Below are 24,120 nucleotides of genomic sequence, written 5' to 3'. Positions count from 1 at the left end.
TCGTATTATGAATCGGAGCAGATGACAAACGGAGACTGTCCATGTATGCCCAGATGGTGGAAACCGGCCTGAAACAGGTCCAGGCCCGCGCCGACATGAGCGAGGAAGAGCAGGCGTTCCAGGCGCGCATCGACGCCGGCGTGAAGATCGAAGCAAAGGACTGGATGCCCGAGGCGTATCGCAAGACGCTGATCCGCCAGATTTCCCAGCACGCCCATTCCGAGATCGTCGGTCAGCTGCCGGAAGGCAATTGGGTGACGCGCGCGCCGAGCCTGAAGCGCAAGTCCATCCTGCTGGCCAAGATTCAGGACGAGGCCGGCCACGGCCTGTACCTGTACAGCGCCGCGGAAACGCTGGGCGTGTCGCGCGACGAACTGCTGGAGGCCCTGCACGCGGGCCGCGCCAAGTATTCGAGCATCTTCAATTACCCGACCTTGACCTGGGCCGACATCGGCGCCATCGGCTGGCTGGTGGACGGTTCGGCCATCATCAACCAGATCCCGCTGTGCCGTTGCTCGTACGGCCCGTATGCGCGGGCGATGATCCGCGTGTGCAAGGAAGAGTCGTTCCACGCGCGCCAGGGTTACGACATCATGATGAAGCTCGCGCAGGGCACACCCGAACAGAAGGCGATGGCGCAGGATGCCCTGAACCGCTGGTGGTGGCCTTCCTTGATGATGTTCGGCCCGTCGGACGCGGAGTCCGTCAACAGCGCGCAGTCGACCGCTTGGCGCATCAAGCTGTTCTCGAACGACGAACTGCGCCAGCGCATGGTCGACCAGACCGTGCCGCAGGCCGAATTCCTCGGCCTGACCGTTCCCGATCCGGACCTCAAGTGGAACGAGGAGCGCGGGCATTACGACTTCGGCGCCATCGACTGGGACGAGTTCTACAACGTCCTGAAAGGGAATGGGCCGTGCAACAAGGACCGGCTGCGTACGCGGGTAAAAGCGTACGAGGACGGCGCGTGGTTCCGCGAGGCGCTCGTGGCGCATGCGGACAAGCAGGCGGCCAGGAAAGCGGCCGCATAAGAATTCAAACACTTTATCGACACCGTCATCCCCGTGAAACCGCCATCCCGGCGAAACCGTCGAGTCGTGAAACCGTCGTCCCGTGAAACCGTCGTCCCCGCGCAGGCGGGGACCCAATGTTCGTGCGGTTCGAAAAACTTGGGTTCCCGCCTGCGCGGGAATGACGGTCTTGCGCGGGAATGACGGTCTTGCGCGGGAACGGTGGCCTTGCGCGGGAATGACGGTCTTAACGGAGACAAAAATGAGCAAAGAATGGCCCCTGTGGGAAGTCTTCATCCGCAGCCAGCACGGCCTCGCCCATAAACACGTGGGCAGCCTGCACGCCCCGGATGCCGAGATGGCGATCAACAACGCGCGCGACGTCTACACGCGCCGCAACGAAGGCGTGTCGATCTGGGTCGTCAAGGCCGCCGACATCGTCGCCTCCAGCCCGGCCGACAAGGACGCACTGTTCGAACCGTCGAACAGCAAGGTCTATCGCCACCCGACCTTCTTCCCGATGCCGGAAGAAGTCAAGAACCTGTGAGCCGGCCGTGGACGCGAACAAGTTCGACTACCTTTTGCGCCAGGGCGACAACGCGCTGATCCTGTCGCAGCAACTGTCGCAGCTGTGCGGCAAGGGCCCGGCGCTGGAAGAGGACATGGCGCTGACCAACGTCGCCCTCGACCTGCTTGGCCAGACGCGCATGTGGCTCACGTATGCCGGCGACATCGAGGGTCGGGGCCGCGACGAGGACCGCCTCGCCTATCTGCGCGATGCCCGTGAATTCCGCAACTGCCTGCTCGTCGAGCAGCCGAACGGCGACTACGCGCAGACATTGACGCGCCAGTTCCTGTTCGATACGTGGCACTACTTCCTGATGCGCGGCCTGCTGGCCTCCAGCGACCGCCGCATCGCCGAGATCGCGGAAAAATCGGTCAAGGAAGTGACGTACCACCTGCGCCGCAGCGGCGACCTCGTCGTGCGCCTGGGCGACGGCACGGACGTCAGCCACCGCAAGATGCAGGACGCGCTCGACGAACTGTGGACGTATGCTGGCGAGATGTTCATCTACGACGACGTCGACCTGGCGATGGTCGAGCAGGGCGTCGCACCGGCCGCCGGGCCGCTGCGCGCCGCCTTCCTGGGCCACGTGGCCGAGGTGCTGGAGGAGGCGACCCTGACGATGCCGCCGGTCGACGCTTACGTGCAGCGCGGCGGCAAGCAGGGCCGCCACACGGAACGCCTCGGCTATATCCTGGCCGAGATGCAGGTCCTGCAGCGCGCCTATCCGGGCGTGGAATGGTGATGAGCGTGGACGCGCCGACCGTCACGGCCGACCAGGTCCGGGCCTGGCTTGCAGAAGTCCCCGACCCGGAGATCCCGGTGATCTCGGTCGTGGACCTGGGCATCGTGCGTGACGTGACGGTGGCCGACGACGGCGCATGCGTCGTCACGATCACCCCGACGTATTCCGGCTGCCCGGCCATGGACGTCATCGCCGAGGACATCGAACAGGCCTTGCGCGCGCGCGGCGTGGACCGTCTGCGCATCGCCACCCGCCTGTCGCCGGCGTGGACGACGGACTGGATGAGCGACGCCGGCAAGGCCGCGCTGAAGGGCTACGGCATCGCGCCGCCGGTGCGGCAGGTGATCGACATCAGCGCCCTGTCCCACGGCGTGAAGCGCCACGCGATCCGGCCGCCCGACGTCGCGTGTCCGCACTGCGGCTCGATGCACACGCGCCTGACCAGCCAGTTCGGCTCGACGCCGTGCAAGGCGCTCTACCAGTGCCTCGATTGCCGCGAGCCGTTCGACTACTTTAAATGCCATTGAGGCCCACATGAGCAAGTTCTACCCATTGACCGTGGCGAACGTGAAGCACGAGACGCGCGACGCCATCGCCGTCACCTTCGACGTGCCGCCCGACATGCGCGAAGCCTTCCGGTATCGCCAGGGCCAGCACCTGACGTTGCGCGCCACGATAGACGGCGAAGACGTGCGCCGTTCGTATTCGATCTGCTCGGCCGTGCAGGACGACCGCCTGCGCGTCGCCATCAAGCGCGTGCAGGGCGGGCTGTTCTCGACCTGGGCCAACGAGTGCATCCGTCCCGGCGTCACGCTGGACGTGATGCCGCCGGAAGGCCGTTTCAACCTGCCGCTCGAACCGGACAGCCGCCGCCACTACCTCGCCTTCGCGGCCGGCAGCGGCATCACGCCGATCCTCTCGATCGTCAAGACGACCCTGATCGCCGAGCCGCACAGCCGCTTCACCGTGTTGTACGGGAACCGCGCAACGTCGTCCGTGATCTTCCGCGACGAGCTGGCCGAACTGAAGGACCAGTACCTGGAACGCCTGAACCTCATCTACGTGATGAGCCGCGAGCAGCAGGACATCGAATTGTTCAGCGGCCGCATCACGCAGGATAAATGCCGCCAGCTGTTCCAGCGCTGGCTGCGCGTGGAAGACGTCGACCACGCCTTCATCTGCGGCCCGGAAGACATGATGCACGGCGTGTCCGCCGCGCTGCAGGAAGCGGGCATGCCGAAAGAGCGCATCCGCATCGAACTGTTCGCGGCAGGCAGCGCACAAGAGCCGCGCAAGCCGCGCCGCCAGGCGCCAAGCGAAGCGCACCACCTGACCGAAGTCACCGTGATCATGGACGGCAACCACGCCGTCTTCACGATGGACCGCGACAAGGAATCGCTCCTCGACGCCGGCCTGCGCGCGGGCATCGACATGCGTTACTCCTGCAAGGGCGGCGTGTGCTCGACGTGCCGCTGCAAGGTGCGCGAGGGGCAGGTCGACATGGACGTCAACTATGCGCTGGAAGACTACGAAGTCGCGCGCGGCTTCGTGCTGAGCTGCCAGAGTTTCCCGGTGACGGACAAGGTCGTCGTCGATTTCGACGTGGTCGAATAAAAATGGAGACACGCATGACCTACGAAACCATCCGGTTCACCATCGAGTCCGGCATCGCCACCGTGACCCTGAACCGCCCCGAGCGCCTGAACAGCTTTACGCAGGCCATGCATCGCGAGGTGCGCGACGCGCTGACGCGCGTGGAACAAGACAAGAGCGTGCGCGTGCTGTTGCTGACGGGCGCCGGGCGTGGCTTCTGCGCCGGCCAGGACCTGAACGACCGCGCGGTCGAACCGGGCGCGCCGGGCGTCGACCTGGGCGAATCCGTCGAAAAATTCTATGCGCCGCTCGTGCTCACCTTGCGCAGCCTGCCGCTGCCAGTGATCTGCGCCGTCAACGGCGTGGCCGCGGGCGCCGGCGCCAACCTGGCGCTCGCGTGCGACATCGTGCTGGCCGCGAAGTCGGCCAGTTTCATCGAAGCGTTCTGCAAGCTGGGGCTGATCCCCGACACGGGCGGCACGTGGGTGCTGCCGCGCCTGATCGGGCCGGCCCGCGCGATGGGCCTCGCGCTGTTGGGCGACAAGCTGCCGGCCGAAAAGGCCGAGGAATGGGGCCTGATCTGGCGCTGCGTGGCGGACGAATCGTTGATGGACGAAGCGCTGGCGATGGCCCGCCACTTCGCTGCCGCGCCGACGAAAGGCCTGGCCTTCACCAAGCGCGCGATGCAGGAAAGCTGGACGAACACGCTGGAACAGCAACTGCAGCTGGAAGGGACCATGATGCGGGAACTGGGCTACAGCCATGATTACCGCGAAGGCGTGAGTGCCTTCATCGCCAAGCGCCAGCCGGCATTCAAGGGAGAGTGAGGATGGCCCAGGCACTGGAAAAGAACAGCGTGGTCGCCGTCATCGGCAGCGGCGCGATGGGCGCCGGCATCGCCCAGGTGGCGGCCGTCGCCGGACACACGGTGCGCCTGTACGACACCCGTCCGGAAGCCGTCGGGCAGGCCATCGCCGGCATAGCCAGGGCTCTGGCACGGCTCGTCGAAAAAGGCCGCATGGGCGCGGCGGAGGCGGATCTCGCGCGCGAACGCGTGCTGCCGATGCGCGCGCTCGACGAGGCGGCCGACGCCGCGCTGGTGGTCGAGGCCGTGGTCGAGAACCTGGAGGTCAAGCGTGTCCTGTTCGCCGAACTGGAAGACATCGTGCGCCCTGGCTGCATCCTCGCCACCAACACGTCGTCGATTTCGGTCACGGCCATCGGCGCGGCGCTGAAGCACCCGGAACGCCTCGTCGGCATGCACTTCTTCAATCCGGTGCCGCTGATGGCGCTGGTCGAAGTCGTCGAAGGCGTCGCCACCGACAAGGCCTGCGCCGACACCGTGTACGCGACTGCCGCGGCCTGGGGCAAGAACCCGGTGCATGCGCAGTCCACGCCCGGCTTCATCGTCAACCGCGTGGCGCGGCCCTATTATGCCGAGGCGCTGCGCCTGCTGCTCGAACGCGCCGCCGATCCGGCCACGATCGACGCCGTGATGCGCGACTGCGGTGGTTTCCGCATGGGCCCCTTCGAGCTGATGGACCTGATCGGCCACGACGTCAATTACTCGGTCACGCAATCCGTCTTCAACGCCTACTACGGCGATCCGCGCTTCGCGCCGTCCGTCGTGCAACAGGAACTGGTGAACGCCGGCTTCCTGGGCCGCAAGACGGGACGCGGATTCTACCGCTATGGCGAGGGCGTGGCGATGCCGCCGGCGCAGGCCGAGGCGGCGCAGGCCTGCCAGGAGAACGTGCGCGTGACGCGCGCCGGTGCGCATCCGCTGTTCGACGCAATCGAGGCGCGCCTGCGCGCAGCCGGCATCGCGATCGACCACGCGGATGGCGCGGGCCCGATCTTCCACGCCGGCGGCGCCGCCATCGTTTTGACGGACGGCCGCAGCGCCACGCAGCGCGCGTTCGATGACGGCTGCCCGGACACGATCCTGTTCGACCTGCTGCTCGACCCGTCCCAGGCCACGCGCATCGCGCTGGCGCGCGCGGACCAGTGCGGCGACGCCGCCTGGCATGCCGCCGTCGGCCTGTTCCAGAAAGCCGGCTTCACCGTGTCCCGCCTGGACGACGTGCCGGGCATGGCCGTGATGCGCACCGTCGCGATGCTGGCCAACGAGGCGCTCGATGCCGTCAACCAGGGCGTGTGCTCCGCGGCCGCCGTCGACATCGCGATGCAGAAGGGCGTGAACTATCCGCGCGGTCCGCTGGCGTGGGCCGATGCCGTGGGCCTGCGCCACGTGTTCACCGTGCTGGCCAACCTGGGCGCGGCGTACGGCGAGGACCGCTACCGCGTGTCGCCGCTGCTGCGCCGCAAGCTGGCCGCCAACCCCGACGGAGCACGCATCCATGCACGGTAATCCGCAAGCACTGGCCGAACTGGCCGGCAAGACGATGTACGAACGCGACCCGGCCAGCCAGGCCCTGGGCATGACGCTCGACGTGATCCGTCCCGGCTACGCGCGCATGCGCATGCGGGTGCGCGACGACATGCTGAACGGCCACGGCACCTGCCACGGCGGCTACATCTTCATGCTGGCCGACAGCGCGTTCGCGTTCGCCTGCAATTCGCACAATTTGAATACCGTGGGCGCCGGCTGCACGATCGATTACCTGGCGCCCGGCCGCGCGGGCGACGTGCTCGTCGCGGAAGCGGTCGAGCAGGCGCTGTCCGGCAAGACGGGTGTCTACGACGTCGTCGTGACGGACGGGGACGGGCGCAAGGTCGCGCTGTTCCGCGGGAAGTCGCATCGCGTCGCCGGCCACGTGGTCGAAGCGCCACCTTCACCGGTGGACATGTAAAACGGAGGAGACAACGATGGTGCAACGCATTCCGCAACCCGGCGAACTGGACCCGATCGAACGTGCGAGCCGCGATGAGCTGCAGGCCTTGCAGCTCGAGCGCCTCAAGTGGAGCCTCACGCACGCCTACGACAACGTGGCGCACTACCGGCGCGCGTTCGATGAAGCGGGCGTGCATCCGGACGACCTGAAGACGCTCGCCGACCTGGCGAAATTCCCGTTCACGGAAAAGAAGACGCTGCGCGACAATTATCCGTTCGGCCTGTTCGCCGTGCCGCGCGAGCAGGTCGTGCGCGTGCATGCGTCGTCCGGCACGACGGGCAAGCCGACCGTCGTCGGCTACACGCAGCGCGACATCGACACGTGGGCAAGCGTCGTCGCCCGTTCGATCCGCGCGGCCGGCGGCCGGCCCGGCGACATGGTGCACATCGCCTACGGCTACGGCCTGTTCACCGGCGGCCTCGGTGCCCACTACGGCGCCGAACGCCTCGGTTGCACGGTCGTGCCGATGTCGGGCGGGCAGACCGAAAAACAGGTCCAGCTGATCCAGGATTTCAAGCCTTCGATCATCATGGTGACGCCGTCGTACATGCTGAACATCGTCGAGGAATTCCGGCGCCAGGGCCTCGATCCGGCCGCGTCGTCGCTCAAGGTCGGCATCTTCGGCGCCGAGCCGTGGACGAACGCGATGCGCAGCGAGATCGAAGCGCGCGCCGGCATCGACGCCGTCGACATCTATGGCCTCTCGGAAGTGATGGGGCCGGGCGTGGCGAGCGAATGCATCGAAGCGAAGGACGGTCCCGTAATCTGGGAAGACCATTTTTATCCCGAGATCATCGACCCCGACACGGGCGAAGTACTGCCGGACGGGGAAGAGGGCGAGCTGGTATTCACGTCGCTCACGAAAGAAGCGCTGCCGATCATCCGCTACCGCACGCGCGACCTCACGCGGCTCTTGCCGCCCACGGCGCGCTCGATGCGCCGCATGGACCGCATCAGCGGACGCTCGGACGACATGCTGATCATCCGCGGCGTGAACGTCTTCCCCAGCCAGGTCGAGGAACTCATCCTGCAGATGCCCGCGCTGGCGCCGCATTACCAGCTCGTCGTCACGCGCGACGGCCACCTCGACGCGCTGGCCCTCCATTGCGAGCTGCGTGAAGGCGACGCGGCGGCGGACGTCGATGCGCTGGCCCGCGACCTGCGGCACCGCATCAAGACCTATATCGGCGTGACGACCGCCGTCACGCTGCTGCCCGCGCAAGGCATCGAACGCTCGCTGACGGGCAAGGCGCGCCGCGTGGTCGACAAGCGACCCAAACACCAATAAGGAGCTCCAGCATGACTGACGCATTCATCGTCGACGCCATCCGCACCCCGTTCGGCCGCTTCGGCGGCGCCCTGTCCGGCGTGCGCGCGGACGACCTGGCCGCGCTGCCGATCGCCGCGCTCATCGAACGTCATCCCGGCGTCGACTGGTCGCAGGTCGACGACGTGCTGTACGGCTGCGCCAACGGCGCCGGCGAGGACAACCGCAACGTCGCGCGCATGGCCGCGCTGCTGGCCGGCCTGCCGCCCAGCGTGCCCGGTTCCACCATCAACCGCCTGTGCGGCTCCAGCCTGGATGCCGTGGGCAGCGCCGCGCGCGCCATCCGCGCCGGCGAGGCGAACCTGATCATCGCCGGCGGCGTCGAGAGCATGACGCGCGCGCCGTTCGTGATGGCCAAGGCGGACAGCGCGTTTTCGCGCACCGCGAAGATCGAAGACACGACGATCGGCTGGCGCTTCGTGAACCCGAAGATGAAGGCGCAGTACGGCATCGACTCGATGCCGGAGACGGCCGAGAACGTGGCGCGCGAATTCGGCATCGCGCGCGGCGACCAGGACGCGTTCGCGCTGCGCAGCCAGCAGCGCTGGGCCGCGGCGCATGCGGCCGGCGTGTTCAAGGAGGAGATCGTGCCGGTGACGCTGCACGACAAGAAAGGCGGATCGCGCGTGTTCGACACCGACGAGCATCCGCGCCCGGACACGAGCCTGGAATCGCTGGCCCGCCTGAAGGGCGTTGTCGCGCCGGACGGCACGGTCACCGCCGGCAACGCGTCCGGCGTCAACGACGGCGCCTGCGCGCTGCTGATGGCGTCCGGCGCGGCCGTCGACCAATACGGTTTGATGCCGCGTGCCCGCGTCGTCGGCATGACGGCCGTGGGCCTGGCGCCGCGCATCATGGGTTTCGGTCCCGCGCCCGCGACGAAGAAACTGCTGGCGATGACGGGCCTCTCCATCGGCCAGATGGACGTGATCGAACTGAACGAAGCGTTCGCGTCGCAAGGCCTCGCCGTGCTGCGCGACCTGGGCCTGCCGGACGACGCGGCGCACGTGAACCCGAACGGCGGCGCCATCGCCATCGGCCACCCGCTGGGCGCATCCGGCGCGCGACTCGTCACGGCGGCCGTGAACCAGCTGCACCGCACGGGCGGCCGCTATGCCCTGTGCACGATGTGCATCGGCGTCGGCCAGGGCATCGCCCTGATCGTGGAACGGGTGTGAGATGGTCAAGGTCTATGAAATCGATGGCCTGCGTCCCGTCGTGCACCCGACCGCGTACGTGCACCCGACGGCGGTGCTGATCGGCGACGTGATCGTCGGCCCGCGCTGCTATGTCGGGCCGCTCGCGTCGCTGCGCGGCGACTTCGGCCGCCTGATCCTGGAAGAGGGCGCGAACGTGCAGGACACGTGCGTGATGCACGGCTTTCCCGAAGACGACACGGTCGTCGAGGTGGATGGCCACATCGGCCACGGCGCCGTGCTGCACGGTTGCCGGGTCGGACGCAATGCCATGGTCGGTATGAATGCGGTCGTGATGGACAAGGCGGTCGTGGGCAGCGAATCCATCGTCGGCGCGGCGGCCTTCGTCAAGGCCGGCATGGTCATCCCGCCGCGCAGCCTCGTGCTGGGCGCGCCGGCGAAGATCGTGCGCGCCGTGTCCGACGAGGAAATCGCGTGGAAGCGTTATGGCACGCGGCAGTACCACGACCTGAACGTCAGGTCGATGCGCACGATGCGCGAAGTCGAAGCGCTCACGGACGTGGAGCCGGGGAGGCGGCGCATCGTGTTCGACGAGCCGCACAAGCCCAAAAAGTAGCCGCGTTGATACACGCTGAAATCAGGTTCCCGCCTTTGCGGGAACGACGGTAATTTTAGGACTCGTGCTTAAGAACGTCGTCCCCGCGGAGGCGGGGACCCAAGTTAAGCATCCGACGTCGCATACACCTCCCGGAGGAGACAAGAAATGACCCCCACCCTGCAAAGCCTGATCGCCGGCCGCTGGCTCGGCACCGAAGCCCACCAGCCGCTGCACAGCGCCCTGGACAACCAGCTGATCTACCACACGCACGCCGACCGGATCGACTTCGGCGAGGCCGTCGCATATGCCCGCAAGACGGGCGTGCAGGCGCTGATGCGGATGGATTTCCAGCAGCGCGCCCAGTGCCTGAAAGCCCTCGCCGCCTACCTGATGGAGCGGAAGGAAGAGCTGTACGAGATCTCGCACCTGACGGGCGCCACGCGGCCGGACAGCTGGGTCGACGTCGAAGGCGGCATCGGCACCCTGTACGCGTACGCCGGCATCGGCGGGCGCGAACTGCCGTCGTCGAACGTGCTGCACGAAGGTCCGGCCATGGCCCTCGGCAAGCGGGGCGGCTTCGCGGGCACGCACATCCTCGTGCCGCGCGGCGGCGTCGCGGTGCACATCAACGCGTTCAACTTCCCGATCTGGGGCTTGCTGGAAAAATTCGCGCCGAGCTTCCTCGCCGCCATGCCCTGCATCGCCAAGCCGGCCACCGCCACCAGCTATCTCACGCATGCCGTCGTGAAGATGATGATGGAATCGAACCTGCTGCCGGAAGGCTGCCTGCAGCTCGTCATCGGTTCGACGGGCGACCTGCTGGACCGCCTGAACGGCTTCGATGCCGTCACGTTCACCGGCTCGGCCGACACCGCGGCCAAGCTGCGCGGCAATGCGAACCTGATCCGCGAATCCGTACCGTTCACGGCGGAGGCGGATTCGCTCAACGCCGCCATCCTCGCACCCGACGTCACGCCCGACGACGAGGAGCTCGACCTGTTCGTCAAGGAAGTGGCGCGCGAGATGACGGGCAAGGCGGGCCAGAAGTGCACCGCGATCCGCCGCGTGATCGTGCCCGGGCACCTCGTCGACGTCGTCGGCGAGCGCCTGCGCGCGCGCCTCGCGAAGATCGTCGTGGGCAATCCGAAGGTCGAGGGCGTGCGCATGGGCGCGCTCGCGTCGCTGGACCAGCAGCGCGACGTCAGCGCGCGCGTGGAGATGCTCGCGCGCGGCAACGAGGTGCTGTTCAGCGCCCGCGACGGTTTCAATCCGGTCGGCGCCGGCGCCGCTGCCGGCGCCTTCTTCGCGCCCACGCTCCTCCTGTGCCGCAACGGGATGGATAACGACGCCGTGCACGATATCGAGGCCTTCGGCCCCGTCAGCACGATGATGGCCTACCGCGACATCGACGAGGCGCTGGCGCTGGCCGCGCGCGGCAGGGGCAGTCTCGTGACGACGCTCGTGACCAAGGACCCGGCCATCGCGGCGCACGCCGTGCCGGTGGCGGCCGCGTCGCATGGCCGCGTGCACATCCTCGACCGCGTCGCGGCCGTCGACTCGACGGGGCACGGCTCGCCGCTGCCGATGCTCAAGCACGGCGGTCCGGGCCGCGCCGGCGGTGGCGAGGAACTCGGCGGTATCCGCGCGGTCAAACATTTCCTGCAGCGGGCGGCGGTGCAAGGGTCGCCGACGATGCTTGCCGCCGTCACGGGAGAATACGTGCGCGGCGCGGCCGTCAAGGAATCGGACGTGCACCCGTTCCGCCGCTATTTCGAAGACCTGGAGATCGGCCACTCGCTGCTGACGCACCGTCGTACCGTCAGCGAGGCCGACATCGTCAACTTCGGCGGCGTGTCGGGCGATTATTTTTACATGCACTTCGACGAGATCGCGGCGCGTGACACGCAGTTCGGCAAGCGTATCGCGCACGGCTATTTCGTGCTGTCGGCGGCGGCGGGCCTGTTCGTGTCGCCGGCACCGGGGCCGGTGCTGGCGAACTACGGCCTCGACAACCTGCGCTTCGTGGCGCCGGTGGCGATCGGCGACACGATCCGCGCGCGCCTCACGTGCAAGCGCAAGGTCGACCGCAACCGCACGGACGACCAGGGGCGCGGGCAGGGCGTGGTCGCGTGGGACGTACAGGTAACGAATCAGAACGACGAACTCGTCGCAAGTTACGATATCCTGACGCTGGTGCAAAAACGCGGCTGAGGAGGGTCCGAAGCCGCGCGTGAAACTGAAAGGGACCTCGAAAAACCGTCGCCGGGTTTTTCGACGTTCCGTGAAAGGAGTGATCCATGTCGCGGCTAGACCTGAGCAGTATTCCCGTGCTGACCGGTACCGGGTATCCCGATCCCTTTGCCGAAGCCGTCAATGGCCGCAGCCGGCAGTCGCTGGGCGACGCCGGCGGCCTGACCCAGTTCGGCGCCAACCTCGTCGAGCTGCAACCCGGCGCCGCCTCGTCGCAACGCCACTGGCACAGCCACGAGGACGAATTCGTGATGGTCGTGTCCGGCGAACTGACGCTCGTCACGGACGAAGGCGAAACCCTGATGCGCGCGGGCGATTGCGCGGCCTTTCCGGCCGGGCGGCCGAACGGCCACCAGCTCATCAACCGGGGCTGGGGCAATGCGCTGTTCCTGTGCGTCGGCTCCCGTCACCAGGAGGACCAGGCCCAGTATCCGGACATCGACCTCGTCTACAGCGGCAAGACCGACAGCTATTTTCACCGCGACGGTACGCCCTATCCCAAGCGCGACACGCGCACGTCGGCCATGCCGGCCACGGGCAAGGGCGCTGCCATCGAAACGGACGAAAAGACGCTGGACCCGCGCGTGTTCCGCGCCGACCACGGGGAGCAGGCCGGCGTCAGTCCGGACGAGCCGCGATAGCCTACCGTTGTTCCGGCGTCACGCGCGGCGCTGCACGCGCAGCAGGCCGTCCGCCGTCGTCACGGCGCGCAGGTCCGCATAATCGAGCACTGCAGTAACGTCCGTCTCGAGCGGATGCGCATGCGTGACCGTCACGACGATGCTCGCCATGCCGGCGGCAGCGGCCGAGCGCAGGCCGGCCAGCGTGTCCTCGAACACGAGGCAATCCTGCGGTTCGACGCCGAGCTTGCGCGCGCCCAGCAGGAAGGGATCGGGCGCCGGCTTGCCCCGCTCGACGTCTTCGGCGGCCACCAGCACGGCCGGCTGCGGCAGGCCGGCCGCGGCGATGCGCGCTTCGGCCAGCGCCCGCGGCGCGGAGGTGACGATGGCCCAGCGCTGCGCCGGCAGGCCGGCGATGAAGGCGGCGGCGCCTTCGATGGCTTCGATCCCGGCCACGTCCTCGATTTCCGCCAGGGTGATGCGCGCGGCTTCCGCCACCGGATCGACACCGGGCAGTTCAAGGGCGCGGATGGTTTCTTCCGTGCGCTTGCCGTGGATGGTGGGCAGGAAGGCGGCCACGTCGAGCCCGTGGCCGGCGGCCCAGTCGCCCCAGACTCGCTCGGCGGCCTTGATGGAAGTGAGGAGGGTGCCGTCCATGTCGAACAGGAAGGCGGCGAAGTCGCGCTGGGGCAGGTCGGGCGTTGCGGTCATGGATCTTTCTTGTGGGTAGTAATCTTGCGTTCGTAGCGGTCGTGCGCGTGCTGGCTGATGAAGGTCGACAGCCCGCGCCCGGCCCGGGCCAGCTCGTGCATCCTGGCGATATTGGCCGCGCCGGCGCTGTCTTCCGTGTAGAGATAGCGGTCGCCGTTCCTGAACTGGACGACGATCCGGCCGGGGTCGATGTCGTAGGCGACGACGCCGGATTCGCGACTCTGGTTGCCGTAGCGTTGCATGGTGCCCTCCCTAATGTCGGGCGGGCACGCTCTGTCCACGCGTGACGTCAACACACCACATACGTCACGCGTGGGCGGGGGCCGCCGACCCTACGCCAATTGGCTCCGGATGCGCGCGATGGCCGCACGCACCTGGTTCGGTGCCGTGCCGCCCACGTGGTCGCGGGCCGCCACGGAACCTTCCAGGGTCAGCACGGCGAACACGTCCTGCTCGATCAGCGGCGAGAACTCGCGCAGGCGCTCCAGCGACATCTCCGACAGGTCGCATTTGGCGTCGTCGCACGCGCGCACGGCATGCGCCACGGCTTCGTGGGCGTCGCGGAACGGCAGGCCCTTCTTGACGAGATAGTCGGCCAGGTCGGTCGCCGTCGCATAACCCTGCAGGGCGGCCGCGCGCATGTTCTCGGCCTTCACCGAGATGCCGGAGGCCATGTCGGTGAAGATGCGCAGCGTGTCCAGCACCGTGTCGACGGTGTCGAACAGCGGTTCCTTGTCTTCCTGGTTGTCCTTGTTGTAGGCCAGCGGCTGGCCTTTCATCAGGGTCAGGAGGCCCATCAGGTGGCCGTAGACGCGTCCCGTCTTGCCGCGCGCCAGTTCCGGTACGTCCGGGTTCTTTTTCTGCGGCATGATCGACGAGCCGGTGCAGAAGCGGTCGGCGATGTCGATGAAGCCCACGCGCGGGCTCATCCATGTCACCAGCTCTTCCGACATGCGCGAGATGTGCATCATCAAGACCGATGCGGCGGCCGTGAACTCGATCGCGAAATCGCGATCAGATACAGCGTCGAGCGAGTTGTGGCAGACGTCTTCGAAGCCGAGGGTCCTGGCCACGCGCAGGCGGTCGATGGGGAAGGTGGTGCCCGCCAGGGCGGCGGCACCCAGCGGCAGGCGGTTCACGCGGCGGCGCGTGTCCGCCATGCGCTCGGCGTCGCGGCCGAACATTTCCACATAGGCCAGCAGGTGGTGGCCGAACGTCACCGGCTGTGCCACCTGCAGGTGCGTAAAGCCCGGCATGATGGTGTCCGCGTTGCGTTCCGCCAGGTCGGTCAGGGCGCCGCGCAGGCCTTTCAGCAGGGTCAGGATGTCGTCGATGGCGGCGCGCAGGTACAGGCGGATGTCGGTCGCCACCTGGTCGTTGCGGGAGCGGCCCGTGTGCAGGCGCTTGCCGGCGTCGCCGACGAGTTCCGTCAGGCGTTTTTCGATGTTCAGGTGCACGTCTTCCAGGTCGAGCAGCCACTCGAACTTGCCGGTTTCGATTTCGCCGCGGATCTGGGCCATGCCGCGTTCGATCTCGGCGCGGTCCTCGGCGCTGATGATGCCCTGGGCGGCCAGCATGTCGGCGTGGGCGAGCGAACCCTGGATGTCGAACAGGGCCAGGCGCTTGTCGAAGAACACGGACGCGGTGTAGCGCTTGACGAGGTCGGAGACGGGTTCGGAGAAGCGAGCCGACCAGGCTTCCGCTTTTTTGGCAAATTGTTCAGTCATGATGGGAGACGGTGAGGGGATTTTCTTGGATTCCTGATTATAAACTGTGCAGACGCGCCCCCGGCGAATCGGTGCCGCCAACTTTTCCGTTCATAAACATAACGATAGGAGACGACCCTTGCGGGCAAGGGCACGGCGAGCGCCGGCGGATGGCGAACGTGGTGGCGCGTCGAGGATGCCTCGCTGCGCTTGCCGGAGCGCTATCTGCCCCGGCGCCGGTCCGATCATGCACGCACGATTGACCGAATCGTCCGCGCGGACCGGAACGGGGCTAGAATTGGTTTTTTTACCAGAGTGACGGTGCGGCGTGTCCATGATTTCAACTACCAACGATTCCGGTTTCCAGGTCAGCACCGACCGGACGCGGCTCGATATTCCGATGATCTACCGCTTCCTCAGCGAGCAGTCGACCTGGGCAGTGGGTATCTCGCGCACCGTGGTCGAGCGCTCGATCGAGAATTCGCTGTGCTTCGGCGGCTACCTCGACGATCGCCAGATCGCGTTCGCGCGGGTCGTCACCGACTATGCGACCGTGGCCCACCTGGTCGACGTCTTCGTCGTCCCGGAGTACCGCGGACACGGCTATGCCAAGCAGTTGCTCCGCGTCGTCATGGAGCATCCGAGCCTGCAGCGGCTGCGGCGCTTCACGCTCAACACGAGCGATTCGCACAGCCTGTATGCCCGTTTCGGATTCGCGCCATCGCAACGTCCGGACACCCTGATGGAGCGCTTCTACCCGAACATCTATCTTTCCTGACCGGACTCAACACGGCGACAGTCCTCTAGAATCAGTCTTACGATCGGTCTGTTCGTTAAATGTTGACGCTGGGAAGGATTATATGATTCGCTCCGCGCTGCGACTTCTGCTGGCCGTGCTGCTGCTGGCCGGCGCGCCCTGGTGCGCCGCCGCCGACGCGCCGCCGCCCAAGGGATCCCTCGTCATCATCGGCGGGAATTTGCGTCCCGCGAATGGCCCCGTGTGGGAACGCATCATCCAGCTGGCGGGCGGCAAGGGCGCGCGCATCGCCGTGTTCGCGTCGGCGTCGGGGATGCCGGAACAGTCCGGCAAGAGCCTCGTTGGGCGCCTCGACAGTTATGGCGCCAAGGCGTTTTTCGTGCCCGTCGCCGTCAAGCTGTCCGGCAGCGACTACCGGGCCGCCGCCGACGATCCCGGGCTGGCCGAGGCCGTGCGCGGTGCGAACGGCGCGTTCTTCGCCGGCGGCGACCAGAGCCGCATCACGCGCGCCCTGCGCCACGAGGACGGCAGCAATACCCGCGTGCTCGATGCCCTGTGGGAGATGTACCGCGGCGGCGGCGTGATCGCCGGCTCCAGCGCCGGCGCCGCCATCATGAGCAGCACGATGTTCGCCCGGCCCAAGGCCGTGCTGGCCACGCTCAAGCTGGGTGTCGCGGAAGGGCAGGAGATCACGGACGGGCTCGGTTTCATCGGCGACGACGTGTTCATCGACCAGCACCTGCTCGTACGCGGCCGCTTCGCGCGCATGCTGCCCGCCATGCTCAAGAAGGGCTACAAACTGGGGCTCGGCATCGACGAGGACACGGCGATGGTCGTGCTGCCCAGCCGCGACGTCGAGGTGATCGGCTACAAGGGCGCGCTCGTGCTCGACCTGGCGGATGCCACCGTGCACGAAGGCGCGTTCAACGTGACCAACGTGCGTGTCAGCTACCTCGACAACGGCGACCGCTTCAACATCGTCACCCATGAATACACGCCGTCGGACGACAAGGCCGACGGCAAGCTCGACCCGTCGCGGCCGTATTACCGCGAGCCCCTGTTCACCGCCGACATCCTCGGCAACAGCACCGTCGTCGACCTGATGAGCAAGCTGATCGACAGCGACCAGCCGGACGCCATCGGCATCACGCTCGGCAGCCCGAACGGCGTCCAGCCCGATCTCGGCTTCGAATTCCGCTTTACCCGCACGGACGACAGCGTCGGCTACCAGTCGGCGTCCATGGAAACCTATTCGATCTACAACATGAGGCTGGACATCCGGCCCATCCTCATCCGCCGCCCGCTGTACCAGTACAAATAGCCGGCCTAGGTCGGCGCGCGCGCGCCGCTGCGCTTGCGGTAGCGCCCGGGCGTCGCCAGGCCGTGCGCGCGGAAATGGCGCCGCAGCGATTCGGCCGAGCCGAGCCCGGCCAGGTCCGCGATCGCATCGATGGCAAGCTGGGGCCGCGACTCGAGCAATTGCGCGGCCAGGGCGACGCGTTCGCGCACGAGCCAGCCGAGCGGCGCCAGGCCCGTCCTTTCCTTGAACCTGCGCTGGAACGTGCGCGTCCCGAGGCATGCGGCGGCCGCCATCGAGGCCACCGTATGGTCGACGCGGATGTTTTCGCGCACCTGGTCCATGAGGCGGGCGATCAAGTCCGTGCCGGCGTCGGGGAGAGGACGCGCGACACGCTGCGCCTGGTTGCCGTCGCGGTGGGCCGGGATCACGAGGCGTTGCGCGACCTTGTTGGCGACGGCCGCGCCGAAGTCGGTGCGCACGAGATGCAGCAGCATGTCGAGGCCGGCCGCGGAACCGGCCGACGTGACGATGCGCCCGGCGTCGACGTACAGTGCGTCCGCATCGATCGCGACGCCGGGAAAGCGGGCGCGCATGTCGTCCAGGTAGTGCCAGTGCGTGGTCGCCACGAGGCCATCGAGCAGGCCGGCGTAGGCAAGCACGTACGCGCCCGTGCAGATCGAGCAGATGCGCGCGCCCCGTGCATGCGCCGCGCGCAGGGCATCGACGAGGGCGGCCGGCGGCGCATCCGCCAGGTCGCGCCAGCCGGGAATGACGATCGTGTCGGCCCGCGCCAGCGCGTCGAGGCCGTGCGGCACCTGCACGGTCAGGCCGCCCCTGGCGCGCAGGGGACCGGGCTCGATGGCGCACACGGTATGGCTGTACCAGTGCACGCCCAGTTCCGGACGCTCCAGGGTGAACAGCTCGATGGCGCAGGCGAATTCGAAAGTGCACAGGCCATCGTAGGCGATGATGGAGACGTGATGGGACATGGCGCAATGTTACCAATTTCTGTCACGCAAGGTACTGCCGCCGGCGTGCCGGCGCTGCGACACTGGCGGCTCACTGACAGGAGAGACCCATGACTTCATCCGTATCCACCATCCCCGCGGCATCCGGCGAGCGCGCGATGGTCCATTTCGGCACCGCTTTCGAATTCGAGACGGATTGCTGGGACGTGTACGATGCGATCGCCAGTGGAACCCAGGATTTTGTCCTGTTCGACGTACGCAGCCCCGACCTGTATGCGCGCGGCCATGTGCCGCAGGCAATCAGCATGCCGCACGGGAAAATCGTCGAGGCGAAGCTGCGCGATTATCCGCTCGATACTTTGTTCGTCGTCTATTGCGCCGGCCCGCATTGCAACGGCGCCCATCGCGCGGCATACCGGCTGGCGAAGCTGGGGCGGCCCGTGAAGCTGATGATCGGCGGCATCACGGGCTGGGTCGACGAGGGGTTCGAACTGGCGACGGGGCAGTGACCAGGGTTGGTGACACTTTGTTGATTGTCAGAAAATCAAACCTGCGCTAGATTGCACGTTTATTTCTATCGCAGGGTATGACCATGCACTTCGAAGTTCCGAAATCAAAGCGCCTGAAGGAATTCGGCGGCGAATACGTGATGATCGTCATCAGTATCCTGACCGCCCTGGCACTCGAGCACGCCTTCCAGGCGCTCGACCACCGGCAGCTCGCCCACGAGGCCAGCGAGAAGATCGAGGCCGAATTGCGGGCGAACGCCAAGGAAATCAACGACGTGCTCGCGCATAACGAGCACGATCTGGCGCAGGTCAAAAAGGTCCGCGCCGAACTGTTGCAGGGCATCCGGGACAAGGTGGCCGACGATGCGTTGATGGCGCGCTTCCAGACCGACTGGAAGCCGGGACTCGTTCTCAGCATCACGGTGCCTTCGCTGCGTCACGAAGCGTGGGACGCCGCCGTCGCCAACCAGGCCGTCACGTGGATGGCCGACGAGCAGTTGCAACGCTATGTGACGGCCTATGCCGATATCCGCGACGTGCAGGCGCTGTCGACCGGCGGCGGCACGCGTTTCGTCGACGGTCCGCGCATGACGGACATGATGAGCGACCTGGAAACCGGCACGGCGACGCCGCACGAGATGCTCAAGGCGCTGACCCAGGTGCGCAGCGCCTATGGCAGCATCGACGGCAATCTGCAAAGCTTGCTGAAGGACCTGCCGAAGGCCGACAATGCCGTGGCCGCGGCGCATTGATGAGGAATCGAGACCTCATGTACCGATCGATACTGCGCCTGCTGGCCGCCTGGGCCTTTCCCGCGCTGGCCCTTGCCCAGGCAACCCAGCCCGCCACCGTCCGCCTCGACTACATCCACAGCGGCAACGCGCTGTCCGAACAGTACGCCATCGAGCGCGTGCTGATCGAACCGCTGCCGTGGCCGGGCGACATGGCGCGCCCGTTCGACGACACCAACCGCGGCAACAACCGCGTCGAGGTGGCCGATGCGAAGACGGGCGACCTGCTGTATTCGCGCGACTTTTCCACCGTGTTCGGCGAGTGGAAGTCGACCGCGGAAGCCAATACACTCAGCCGCGGCTTCCATGAATCCGTGCGCTTCCCGAAGCCGGACCGCCCGGTGCGCGTGCGCATCCTGAAGCGCGACGAGCGCAACCAGTTCTCCGTCGCGTGGAGCGTCGACGTCGACCCGGATGCGCAGGACGTCGTGCGCGCGCAGGGACCGGCGCCGGCAAAGCCGATTCCGATCCGGATCAGCGGCCCGTCGCCGCACAAGGTCGACCTGCTCGTGCTGGGCGACGGTTATACGCAGGCCGAGATGCCCAGGTTCGAGGCCACCGTGCGCCGCCTGGCGCAACACCTGTTCGAGGTGTCGCCGTTCAAGGAGCGCGCCAACGATTTCAACGTGTGGGCGCTGGCGGTGCCGACGCAGGAATCGGGGGTGTCGCGGCCGTCGACGGGCGTGCACCACGCGTCCGCGCTGGGCACGCGCTACGACATCTTCGGCAGCGAACGCTATGTGCTGACCCTCGACAATCGTGCGCTGCGCGACATCGCCCAGTACGCGCCCTACGAATTCATCGAGATCCTCGTCAACAACGATACGTATGGCGGTGGCGGCATCTTCGGCCAGTTCAGCACGGCGGCGGCGAATAACGACTGGGCCAACTACCTGTTCGTGCACGAGTTCGGCCACCACTTCGCCGGCCTGGCCGACGAGTACTACACGTCGCCCGTCGCCTACCAGTCCAGCGGCGCGCGCATGGAGCCGTGGGAGCCGAACGTGACGGCGCTGCGCGACCCGGCCCACCTGAAGTGGAAGAAGTACGTGCAGGCCGGCACGCCGCTGCCGACACCGTGGCCCAAGGCCGAGTACGAAGCGTATTCGCGCGCATACCAGAAAAAGCGCGCGGCGTTGCGGGCAGCGAACCGGCCGGAAGCGGAGATGAACGCGCTGTTCCGGGACGACCTGGCGCACACGAACGCCTTGTTCGCGCAGGCCAGGTACCGCAAGGCGATCGGCGCGTTCGAAGGGGCGAATTACGAGGCGACCGGCTATTACCGTCCGGCCATGCAGTGCATCATGTTCGACCGCAGCGAGCAGTTCTGTCCGGTCTGCCAGGACGGCATCAGCGACATCATCGACCTGTACGCCGGCCCGGCCAGCAAGCGGTAATCGCGTAACGCTTCGCCAGGGTGCGCTCCCGAACAGATATACGGGGGCGCCCCTCCTATCCTCGTTTCGACATGCACCATACGAAACGGGATCATCATGAACAAATTCCTCTCCACCCTTGCGTGCGCCCTGCTGGCGTCGTCGGCCTGGGCGCAGACCAGCGCCGGCACGCCGCCGATCGGCCAGGCGGTGTCCGGCAACAACACCACCGCCGCGGGCGTGTCCGGCACCGGCCTGCGCACGGACGGCACGGCCAACACGCGCTCGAAGCACGGGGACACCGGCCGGCAGGCGGCCGGCGTCGACAGTACGGGCAGGGTCGTCGGCAAGAGCACGGCCGTGATCAACCCGGCGCCGGGCAAGGCCGACAATGTGAATGCCCAGGCGACCAACACGACGGCGCCCGACAGCACCGCGGCGCACGCGAAGGCCACCGGCGGACGCGGCGCGCCCGGCACGAAAGCCGAGCGCGAGGTCATGAAGGCGAATGCGCGCGCGGTGAAGGATGTGCCGGGCAGCCGCATGAAGACGGAAAGCTCGGCCCGGGCGACCGAGAAGAAACGTGCCGAATCGAAGCGCAAGGGCGCCGCGAAAGCGGCCGCACGCACGCACGGGACGGACGGCAGCGGTTCCTGACGACGGAAAGATCTGGTCACAAATTGGATGACGGCCGGTATGTACTGCGTGCGCTGGCGAACAGAGCGCCGGACCGCCGAAGCCTATTCTGATGGCTCGAGTTAACAAAAACACACGGCGCGCCGTCGCGCCTTCCCACCATACTCACTTCAGGAGAACCACCATGAATAAACTGCTCGCTACCTTGATCGCCGGCCTGTTCGCCACCTCGGTCTATGCGCAGACCGCGACCGCACCGGCGACCCCGGTCACGACCACCGACACGACCATGTCCTCGGGCCAGAGCGGCACCGCCGGCATGACGTCGACCGGCGACGCCAAGGCCGACAAGAAGATCAACAAGGCGGACGAGAAGGAAGCCAAGGAGGTCTCGAAGCAGGACGAGAAGATCAGCAAGGCCACCGCCAAGGCCAACGAGAAGAAGTCCAAGGCACAGAGCAAGGCCGAGAAGAAGATCGCCAAGGCCAACGAGAAGGTCGCCAAGGCTGATCCGGAAGACAAGGCCAAGGCCAGCGCCAAGGCCGAGGAAAAGACCGCCGACGCCAATTACGGCGCCCAGAAGACCATGATCAAGGCCGATGAAAAGGCCCAGAAGAAGATCGTCGACGCCAACGCCGATAAGGCCAAGGCCCACGCCAAGGCCAACGAAAAGCGCGCCGAAGCCGCGGCCGAAGCGCACAAGGACGCCGCCAAGTAATCGGCATCCCGCAGGGACGGGGCGACCCGTCCGCAGCATCGAAAACGGACCCACGCGGGTCCGTTTTTTGTTGTGCGCCCAGCATGGGCGCACTCTTGCGGGTGAAAGTCCCGCCGCAAGCTGACCACAGCGAGCGAAGTGAAGCGCAACTGCGGAAGAGTAATCGACCGTGGGGAGGAAGCGTGAATCGTAAATCATGAGCCGATGGACAAGAATCGCATAGAAGGCGCTGCCGAGCAGGGCGAGCGGGCGACAAACCGCGAAGCTCTTGTGGTCGAGGCGAAGCGGCGTAGATGCGGCGGTTGTGTGATGAAGGAGTGCGGCCCTTACCTGGGGACGCCCCGCCTCACGCCTGAAAGGGCGGCGGCGCTGCCGTAGCGGGGTCTCAGCAGAGGTCATAGTAGTTGGCGGTAGCGCCGGGAAGGCTCGACCCCGCCGACGAAGGACCGAACGAGTAGGAGTGTTGTCCGGCATGTCGATGCGACAGGCAATGCGTCAGATGCCCGCCAAGGCGGGGCGGGAGGCCGTAGGTCAGGGTGAAGCCTTGGCTGAAATCTCCAGCGACGAAGCCTGTCGCCCGCGACATGCGTCAGGAGACGCGGGATCAATGCTGCTGCATGCAGCGTTGAGAAGGGAAAACCTGCTGCAAGCGTTCAAGCGTGTGCGCGCCAACAAGGGCGCAGCCGGGGTGGATGGTCGGGACATCGACGAAACCTCGCGCTACCTGGCCGTGGCCTGGCCGGGGATACGCGAACAATTGTTGGCGGGGACGTACCGGCCCAGCCCGGTACGCAGGGTAACGATTCCGAAGCCCGACGGTGGCGAGCGCGAGCTTGGCATCCCGACGGTGACGGATCGGCTGATCCAGCAGGCACTGCTCCAAGTGCTGCAACCGATTCTTGACCCCACATTTAGCGAGCACAGCTACGGCTTCCGCCCAGGCCGGCGTGCGCAGGACGCGGTACTTGCCGCCCGAGCGTACGTCCAGTCGGGGCGGCGGATCGTGGTGGATGTGGACCTGTCGAAATTCTTCGACAGGGTCAACCATGACATCCTGATCGACCGCTTACGGAAACGCATCGACGACGCTGGCGTGATCCGGCTGGTGCGCGCCTATCTGAACAGCGGCATCATGGACCATGGCGTGGTGCAGTCTCGGCATGAAGGCACGCCGCAAGGCGGTCCGCTCTCGCCCTTGCTGGCCAATGTCCTGCTCGATGAAGTGGACAAGGAATTGGAACGACGCGGCCATTGCTTTGCGCGCTACGCCGATGATGCGAACGTGTACGTTCGCAGCAAGCGTGCGGGCGAGCGGGTGATGGTGCTGTTGCGCCGCCTCTATGCCAAGTTGCACCTCGTGGTCAACGAAACCAAAAGCGCGGTCGGCAGCACCTTCGGTCGCAAGTTCCTCGGTTACAGCCTGTGGGTGGGAAGGGGGAGGGTGGTGAAATTGAAGGTCGCGGAGAAGCCGCTGGCAACATTCAAGCAACGCATCCGCGAACTGACAAGACGCTCTGGCGGCCGCAGCATGCTCCAGATCGTCGAGAGGCTGCGCTCCTACATGCTTGGCTGGAAAGGGTACTTCAAATATGCCGAAACCCCGAAGATATGGAGACAACTCGACGAATGGCTGCGTCACAGGCTCCGGGCGATCCAGCTCAAGCACTGGAAACGCGGGACGACCATGTATCGGGAACTGCTTCGACTCGGGGCAATGCCTGCTGTTGCCGAGCAGGTTGCGGCAAATAGCCGTCGCTGGTGGCGCAACGCCGACCGGCTGTTGAAGTCAGTCCTTACGGTTGCCTACTTCGACCGGTCGGGAGTACCACGCTTGTCCTGACCTCAACTACTCGAACCGCCCGGTGCGGACCCGCATGCCGGGTGGTGTGGCAGGGGCGCAGCTAACATTAGCTGCCCCCTATGCCGAT

25 protein-coding genes are annotated in these 24,120 nt (G+C 66.6%); 21 read left to right on the top strand and 4 right to left on the bottom strand.

Annotated elements, in window-relative coordinates; genetic code table 11:
• The first annotated feature begins 41 nt into the window (after positions 1–41).
• From paaA to U9J41_RS22310, 13 genes are all read left to right on the top strand, one after another.
• Positions 42–1,031, top strand: coding sequence for a 1,2-phenylacetyl-CoA epoxidase subunit PaaA (gene paaA, locus U9J41_RS22370; RefSeq protein ID WP_322404360.1), 990 nt, complete (start codon positions 42–44; stop codon positions 1,029–1,031).
• Positions 1,032–1,272: 241 nt separating this feature from the next.
• Positions 1,273–1,557, top strand: a complete 285-nt coding sequence (gene paaB / locus U9J41_RS22365; RefSeq protein WP_036170214.1) for a 1,2-phenylacetyl-CoA epoxidase subunit PaaB — start codon at positions 1,273–1,275, stop codon at positions 1,555–1,557.
• 7 nt (positions 1,558–1,564) lie between these two features.
• Positions 1,565–2,320: a 1,2-phenylacetyl-CoA epoxidase subunit PaaC gene (gene paaC / locus U9J41_RS22360; RefSeq protein ID WP_322404359.1), complete on the top strand. Its 756-nt coding sequence runs from the start codon at positions 1,565–1,567 to the stop codon at positions 2,318–2,320.
• Entirely contained in the window at positions 2,320–2,847 is a 528-nt protein-coding gene (gene paaD, locus U9J41_RS22355) for a 1,2-phenylacetyl-CoA epoxidase subunit PaaD (protein WP_322404358.1), read from the top strand. The genes paaC and paaD overlap by 1 nt, the downstream gene beginning before the upstream one ends.
• 7 nt (positions 2,848–2,854) lie before the next feature.
• Positions 2,855–3,934: a 1,2-phenylacetyl-CoA epoxidase subunit PaaE gene (gene paaE, locus U9J41_RS22350; protein ID WP_322404357.1), complete on the top strand. Its 1,080-nt coding sequence runs from the start codon at positions 2,855–2,857 to the stop codon at positions 3,932–3,934.
• Between the two features lie 14 nt (positions 3,935–3,948).
• On the top strand, positions 3,949–4,740 hold the full coding sequence (gene paaG, locus U9J41_RS22345) for a 2-(1,2-epoxy-1,2-dihydrophenyl)acetyl-CoA isomerase PaaG (protein WP_322404356.1): 792 nt from the start codon (positions 3,949–3,951) through the stop codon (positions 4,738–4,740).
• Between the two features lie 2 nt (positions 4,741–4,742).
• Entirely contained in the window at positions 4,743–6,284 is a 1,542-nt protein-coding gene (gene paaH / locus U9J41_RS22340) for a 3-hydroxyacyl-CoA dehydrogenase PaaH (protein ID WP_322404355.1), read from the top strand.
• A complete protein-coding gene (gene paaI / locus U9J41_RS22335) occupies positions 6,274–6,726 on the top strand; it encodes a hydroxyphenylacetyl-CoA thioesterase PaaI (RefSeq protein WP_322404354.1) in 453 nt (150 codons plus the stop codon). Before paaH ends, paaI begins: the two co-directional genes overlap by 11 nt.
• 16 nt (positions 6,727–6,742) lie before the next feature.
• Entirely contained in the window at positions 6,743–8,056 is a 1,314-nt protein-coding gene (gene paaK / locus U9J41_RS22330) for a phenylacetate--CoA ligase PaaK (protein WP_322404353.1), read from the top strand.
• 11 nt (positions 8,057–8,067) lie between these two features.
• Complete coding sequence (gene pcaF, locus U9J41_RS22325; RefSeq protein ID WP_322404352.1) at positions 8,068–9,273, top strand: 3-oxoadipyl-CoA thiolase; 1,206 nt, start codon at positions 8,068–8,070, stop codon at positions 9,271–9,273.
• A gap of 1 nt (position 9,274) precedes the next feature.
• On the top strand, positions 9,275–9,868 hold the full coding sequence (gene paaY / locus U9J41_RS22320; protein ID WP_322404351.1) for a phenylacetic acid degradation protein PaaY: 594 nt from the start codon (positions 9,275–9,277) through the stop codon (positions 9,866–9,868).
• 147 nt (positions 9,869–10,015) lie between these two features.
• The gene (gene paaZ, locus U9J41_RS22315) at positions 10,016–12,061 is read left to right on the top strand and encodes a phenylacetic acid degradation bifunctional protein PaaZ (protein ID WP_322404350.1); all 2,046 of its coding nucleotides are present in this window, start codon (positions 10,016–10,018) and stop codon (positions 12,059–12,061) included.
• Between the two features lie 86 nt (positions 12,062–12,147).
• Complete coding sequence (locus tag U9J41_RS22310; RefSeq protein WP_322404349.1) at positions 12,148–12,741, top strand: cupin domain-containing protein; 594 nt, start codon at positions 12,148–12,150, stop codon at positions 12,739–12,741.
• An 18-nt stretch (positions 12,742–12,759) separates the two neighbouring features.
• Here U9J41_RS22310 and U9J41_RS22305 read toward each other — a convergent pair whose 3' ends face one another.
• From U9J41_RS22305 to argH, 3 genes are all read right to left on the bottom strand, one after another.
• Positions 12,760–13,431: an HAD-IA family hydrolase gene (locus U9J41_RS22305; protein ID WP_322404348.1), complete on the bottom strand. Its 672-nt coding sequence runs from the start codon at positions 13,429–13,431 to the stop codon at positions 12,760–12,762.
• The gene (locus U9J41_RS22300; protein WP_322404347.1) at positions 13,428–13,673 is read right to left on the bottom strand and encodes a hypothetical protein; all 246 of its coding nucleotides are present in this window, start codon (positions 13,671–13,673) and stop codon (positions 13,428–13,430) included. Before U9J41_RS22300 ends, U9J41_RS22305 begins: the two co-directional genes overlap by 4 nt.
• A gap of 90 nt (positions 13,674–13,763) precedes the next feature.
• The gene (gene argH / locus U9J41_RS22295; RefSeq protein WP_322404346.1) at positions 13,764–15,158 is read right to left on the bottom strand and encodes an argininosuccinate lyase; all 1,395 of its coding nucleotides are present in this window, start codon (positions 15,156–15,158) and stop codon (positions 13,764–13,766) included.
• A gap of 313 nt (positions 15,159–15,471) precedes the next feature.
• On the opposite strand from argH, the gene U9J41_RS22290 reads away from it, so the two are divergent.
• Both U9J41_RS22290 and U9J41_RS22285 read left to right on the top strand, forming a co-directional pair.
• Entirely contained in the window at positions 15,472–15,915 is a 444-nt protein-coding gene (locus U9J41_RS22290) for a GNAT family N-acetyltransferase (protein ID WP_322404345.1), read from the top strand.
• Between the two features lie 82 nt (positions 15,916–15,997).
• Positions 15,998–17,215 (top strand): cyanophycinase, encoded by a 1,218-nt coding sequence (locus tag U9J41_RS22285; protein ID WP_322404344.1) that lies wholly within the window; start codon positions 15,998–16,000, stop codon positions 17,213–17,215.
• A 5-nt stretch (positions 17,216–17,220) separates the two neighbouring features.
• Here U9J41_RS22285 and ftrA read toward each other — a convergent pair whose 3' ends face one another.
• On the bottom strand, positions 17,221–18,183 hold the full coding sequence (gene ftrA, locus U9J41_RS22280; protein WP_322404343.1) for a transcriptional regulator FtrA: 963 nt from the start codon (positions 18,181–18,183) through the stop codon (positions 17,221–17,223).
• Between the two features lie 89 nt (positions 18,184–18,272).
• Here ftrA and U9J41_RS22275 point away from each other — a divergent pair, with 89 nt between their 5' ends.
• The 6 genes from U9J41_RS22275 (at position 18,273) to ltrA (ending at position 24,032) form a co-directional block, all read left to right on the top strand.
• A complete protein-coding gene (locus U9J41_RS22275; RefSeq protein ID WP_322404342.1) occupies positions 18,273–18,671 on the top strand; it encodes a rhodanese-like domain-containing protein in 399 nt (132 codons plus the stop codon).
• Positions 18,672–18,754: 83 nt separating this feature from the next.
• Positions 18,755–19,423: a hypothetical protein gene (locus U9J41_RS22270; protein WP_322404341.1), complete on the top strand. Its 669-nt coding sequence runs from the start codon at positions 18,755–18,757 to the stop codon at positions 19,421–19,423.
• Positions 19,424–19,440: 17 nt separating this feature from the next.
• Entirely contained in the window at positions 19,441–20,859 is a 1,419-nt protein-coding gene (locus U9J41_RS22265) for an IgA Peptidase M64 (protein WP_322404340.1), read from the top strand.
• 96 nt (positions 20,860–20,955) lie between these two features.
• The gene (locus U9J41_RS22260) at positions 20,956–21,495 is read left to right on the top strand and encodes a hypothetical protein (RefSeq protein WP_322404339.1); all 540 of its coding nucleotides are present in this window, start codon (positions 20,956–20,958) and stop codon (positions 21,493–21,495) included.
• A 163-nt stretch (positions 21,496–21,658) separates the two neighbouring features.
• The gene (locus U9J41_RS22255) at positions 21,659–22,192 is read left to right on the top strand and encodes a hypothetical protein (RefSeq protein ID WP_322404338.1); all 534 of its coding nucleotides are present in this window, start codon (positions 21,659–21,661) and stop codon (positions 22,190–22,192) included.
• A 472-nt stretch (positions 22,193–22,664) separates the two neighbouring features.
• On the top strand, positions 22,665–24,032 hold the full coding sequence (gene ltrA, locus U9J41_RS22250) for a group II intron reverse transcriptase/maturase (RefSeq protein ID WP_322401867.1): 1,368 nt from the start codon (positions 22,665–22,667) through the stop codon (positions 24,030–24,032).
• Positions 24,033–24,120 lie beyond the last annotated feature (88 nt).

This window comes from Massilia luteola (assembly GCF_034420155.1).
GTDB lineage: Bacteria > Pseudomonadota > Gammaproteobacteria > Burkholderiales > Burkholderiaceae_D > Telluria > Telluria luteola.
This window is presented reverse-complemented; position numbering and strand designations above follow the sequence as displayed.

Bases quoted from the DNA above. Each gene is read 5' to 3' on its own strand.
- paaA (WP_322404360.1), top strand. From the start codon at position 42: ATGTATGCCCAGATGGTGGAAACCGGCCTGAAACAGGTCCAGGCCCGC.
- paaB (WP_036170214.1), top strand. From the start codon at position 1,273: ATGAGCAAAGAATGGCCCCTGTGGGAAGTCTTCATCCGCAGCCAGCAC.
- paaD (WP_322404358.1), top strand. From the start codon at position 2,320: ATGAGCGTGGACGCGCCGACCGTCACGGCCGACCAGGTCCGGGCCTGG.
- paaE (WP_322404357.1), top strand. From the start codon at position 2,855: ATGAGCAAGTTCTACCCATTGACCGTGGCGAACGTGAAGCACGAGACG.
- paaG (WP_322404356.1), top strand. From the start codon at position 3,949: ATGACCTACGAAACCATCCGGTTCACCATCGAGTCCGGCATCGCCACC.
- paaH (WP_322404355.1), top strand. From the start codon at position 4,743: ATGGCCCAGGCACTGGAAAAGAACAGCGTGGTCGCCGTCATCGGCAGC.
- paaI (WP_322404354.1), top strand. From the start codon at position 6,274: ATGCACGGTAATCCGCAAGCACTGGCCGAACTGGCCGGCAAGACGATG.
- paaK (WP_322404353.1), top strand. From the start codon at position 6,743: ATGGTGCAACGCATTCCGCAACCCGGCGAACTGGACCCGATCGAACGT.
- pcaF (WP_322404352.1), top strand. From the start codon at position 8,068: ATGACTGACGCATTCATCGTCGACGCCATCCGCACCCCGTTCGGCCGC.
- paaY (WP_322404351.1), top strand. From the start codon at position 9,275: ATGGTCAAGGTCTATGAAATCGATGGCCTGCGTCCCGTCGTGCACCCG.
- paaZ (WP_322404350.1), top strand. From the start codon at position 10,016: ATGACCCCCACCCTGCAAAGCCTGATCGCCGGCCGCTGGCTCGGCACC.
- U9J41_RS22310 (WP_322404349.1), top strand. From the start codon at position 12,148: ATGTCGCGGCTAGACCTGAGCAGTATTCCCGTGCTGACCGGTACCGGG.
- U9J41_RS22305 (WP_322404348.1), bottom strand. From the start codon at position 13,431: ATGACCGCAACGCCCGACCTGCCCCAGCGCGACTTCGCCGCCTTCCTG.
- U9J41_RS22300 (WP_322404347.1), bottom strand. From the start codon at position 13,673: ATGCAACGCTACGGCAACCAGAGTCGCGAATCCGGCGTCGTCGCCTAC.
- argH (WP_322404346.1), bottom strand. From the start codon at position 15,158: ATGACTGAACAATTTGCCAAAAAAGCGGAAGCCTGGTCGGCTCGCTTC.
- U9J41_RS22290 (WP_322404345.1), top strand. From the start codon at position 15,472: ATGATTTCAACTACCAACGATTCCGGTTTCCAGGTCAGCACCGACCGG.
- U9J41_RS22285 (WP_322404344.1), top strand. From the start codon at position 15,998: ATGATTCGCTCCGCGCTGCGACTTCTGCTGGCCGTGCTGCTGCTGGCC.
- ftrA (WP_322404343.1), bottom strand. From the start codon at position 18,183: ATGTCCCATCACGTCTCCATCATCGCCTACGATGGCCTGTGCACTTTC.
- U9J41_RS22275 (WP_322404342.1), top strand. From the start codon at position 18,273: ATGACTTCATCCGTATCCACCATCCCCGCGGCATCCGGCGAGCGCGCG.
- U9J41_RS22270 (WP_322404341.1), top strand. From the start codon at position 18,755: ATGCACTTCGAAGTTCCGAAATCAAAGCGCCTGAAGGAATTCGGCGGC.
- U9J41_RS22265 (WP_322404340.1), top strand. From the start codon at position 19,441: ATGTACCGATCGATACTGCGCCTGCTGGCCGCCTGGGCCTTTCCCGCG.
- U9J41_RS22260 (WP_322404339.1), top strand. From the start codon at position 20,956: ATGAACAAATTCCTCTCCACCCTTGCGTGCGCCCTGCTGGCGTCGTCG.
- U9J41_RS22255 (WP_322404338.1), top strand. From the start codon at position 21,659: ATGAATAAACTGCTCGCTACCTTGATCGCCGGCCTGTTCGCCACCTCG.
- ltrA (WP_322401867.1), top strand. From the start codon at position 22,665: ATGTCGATGCGACAGGCAATGCGTCAGATGCCCGCCAAGGCGGGGCGG.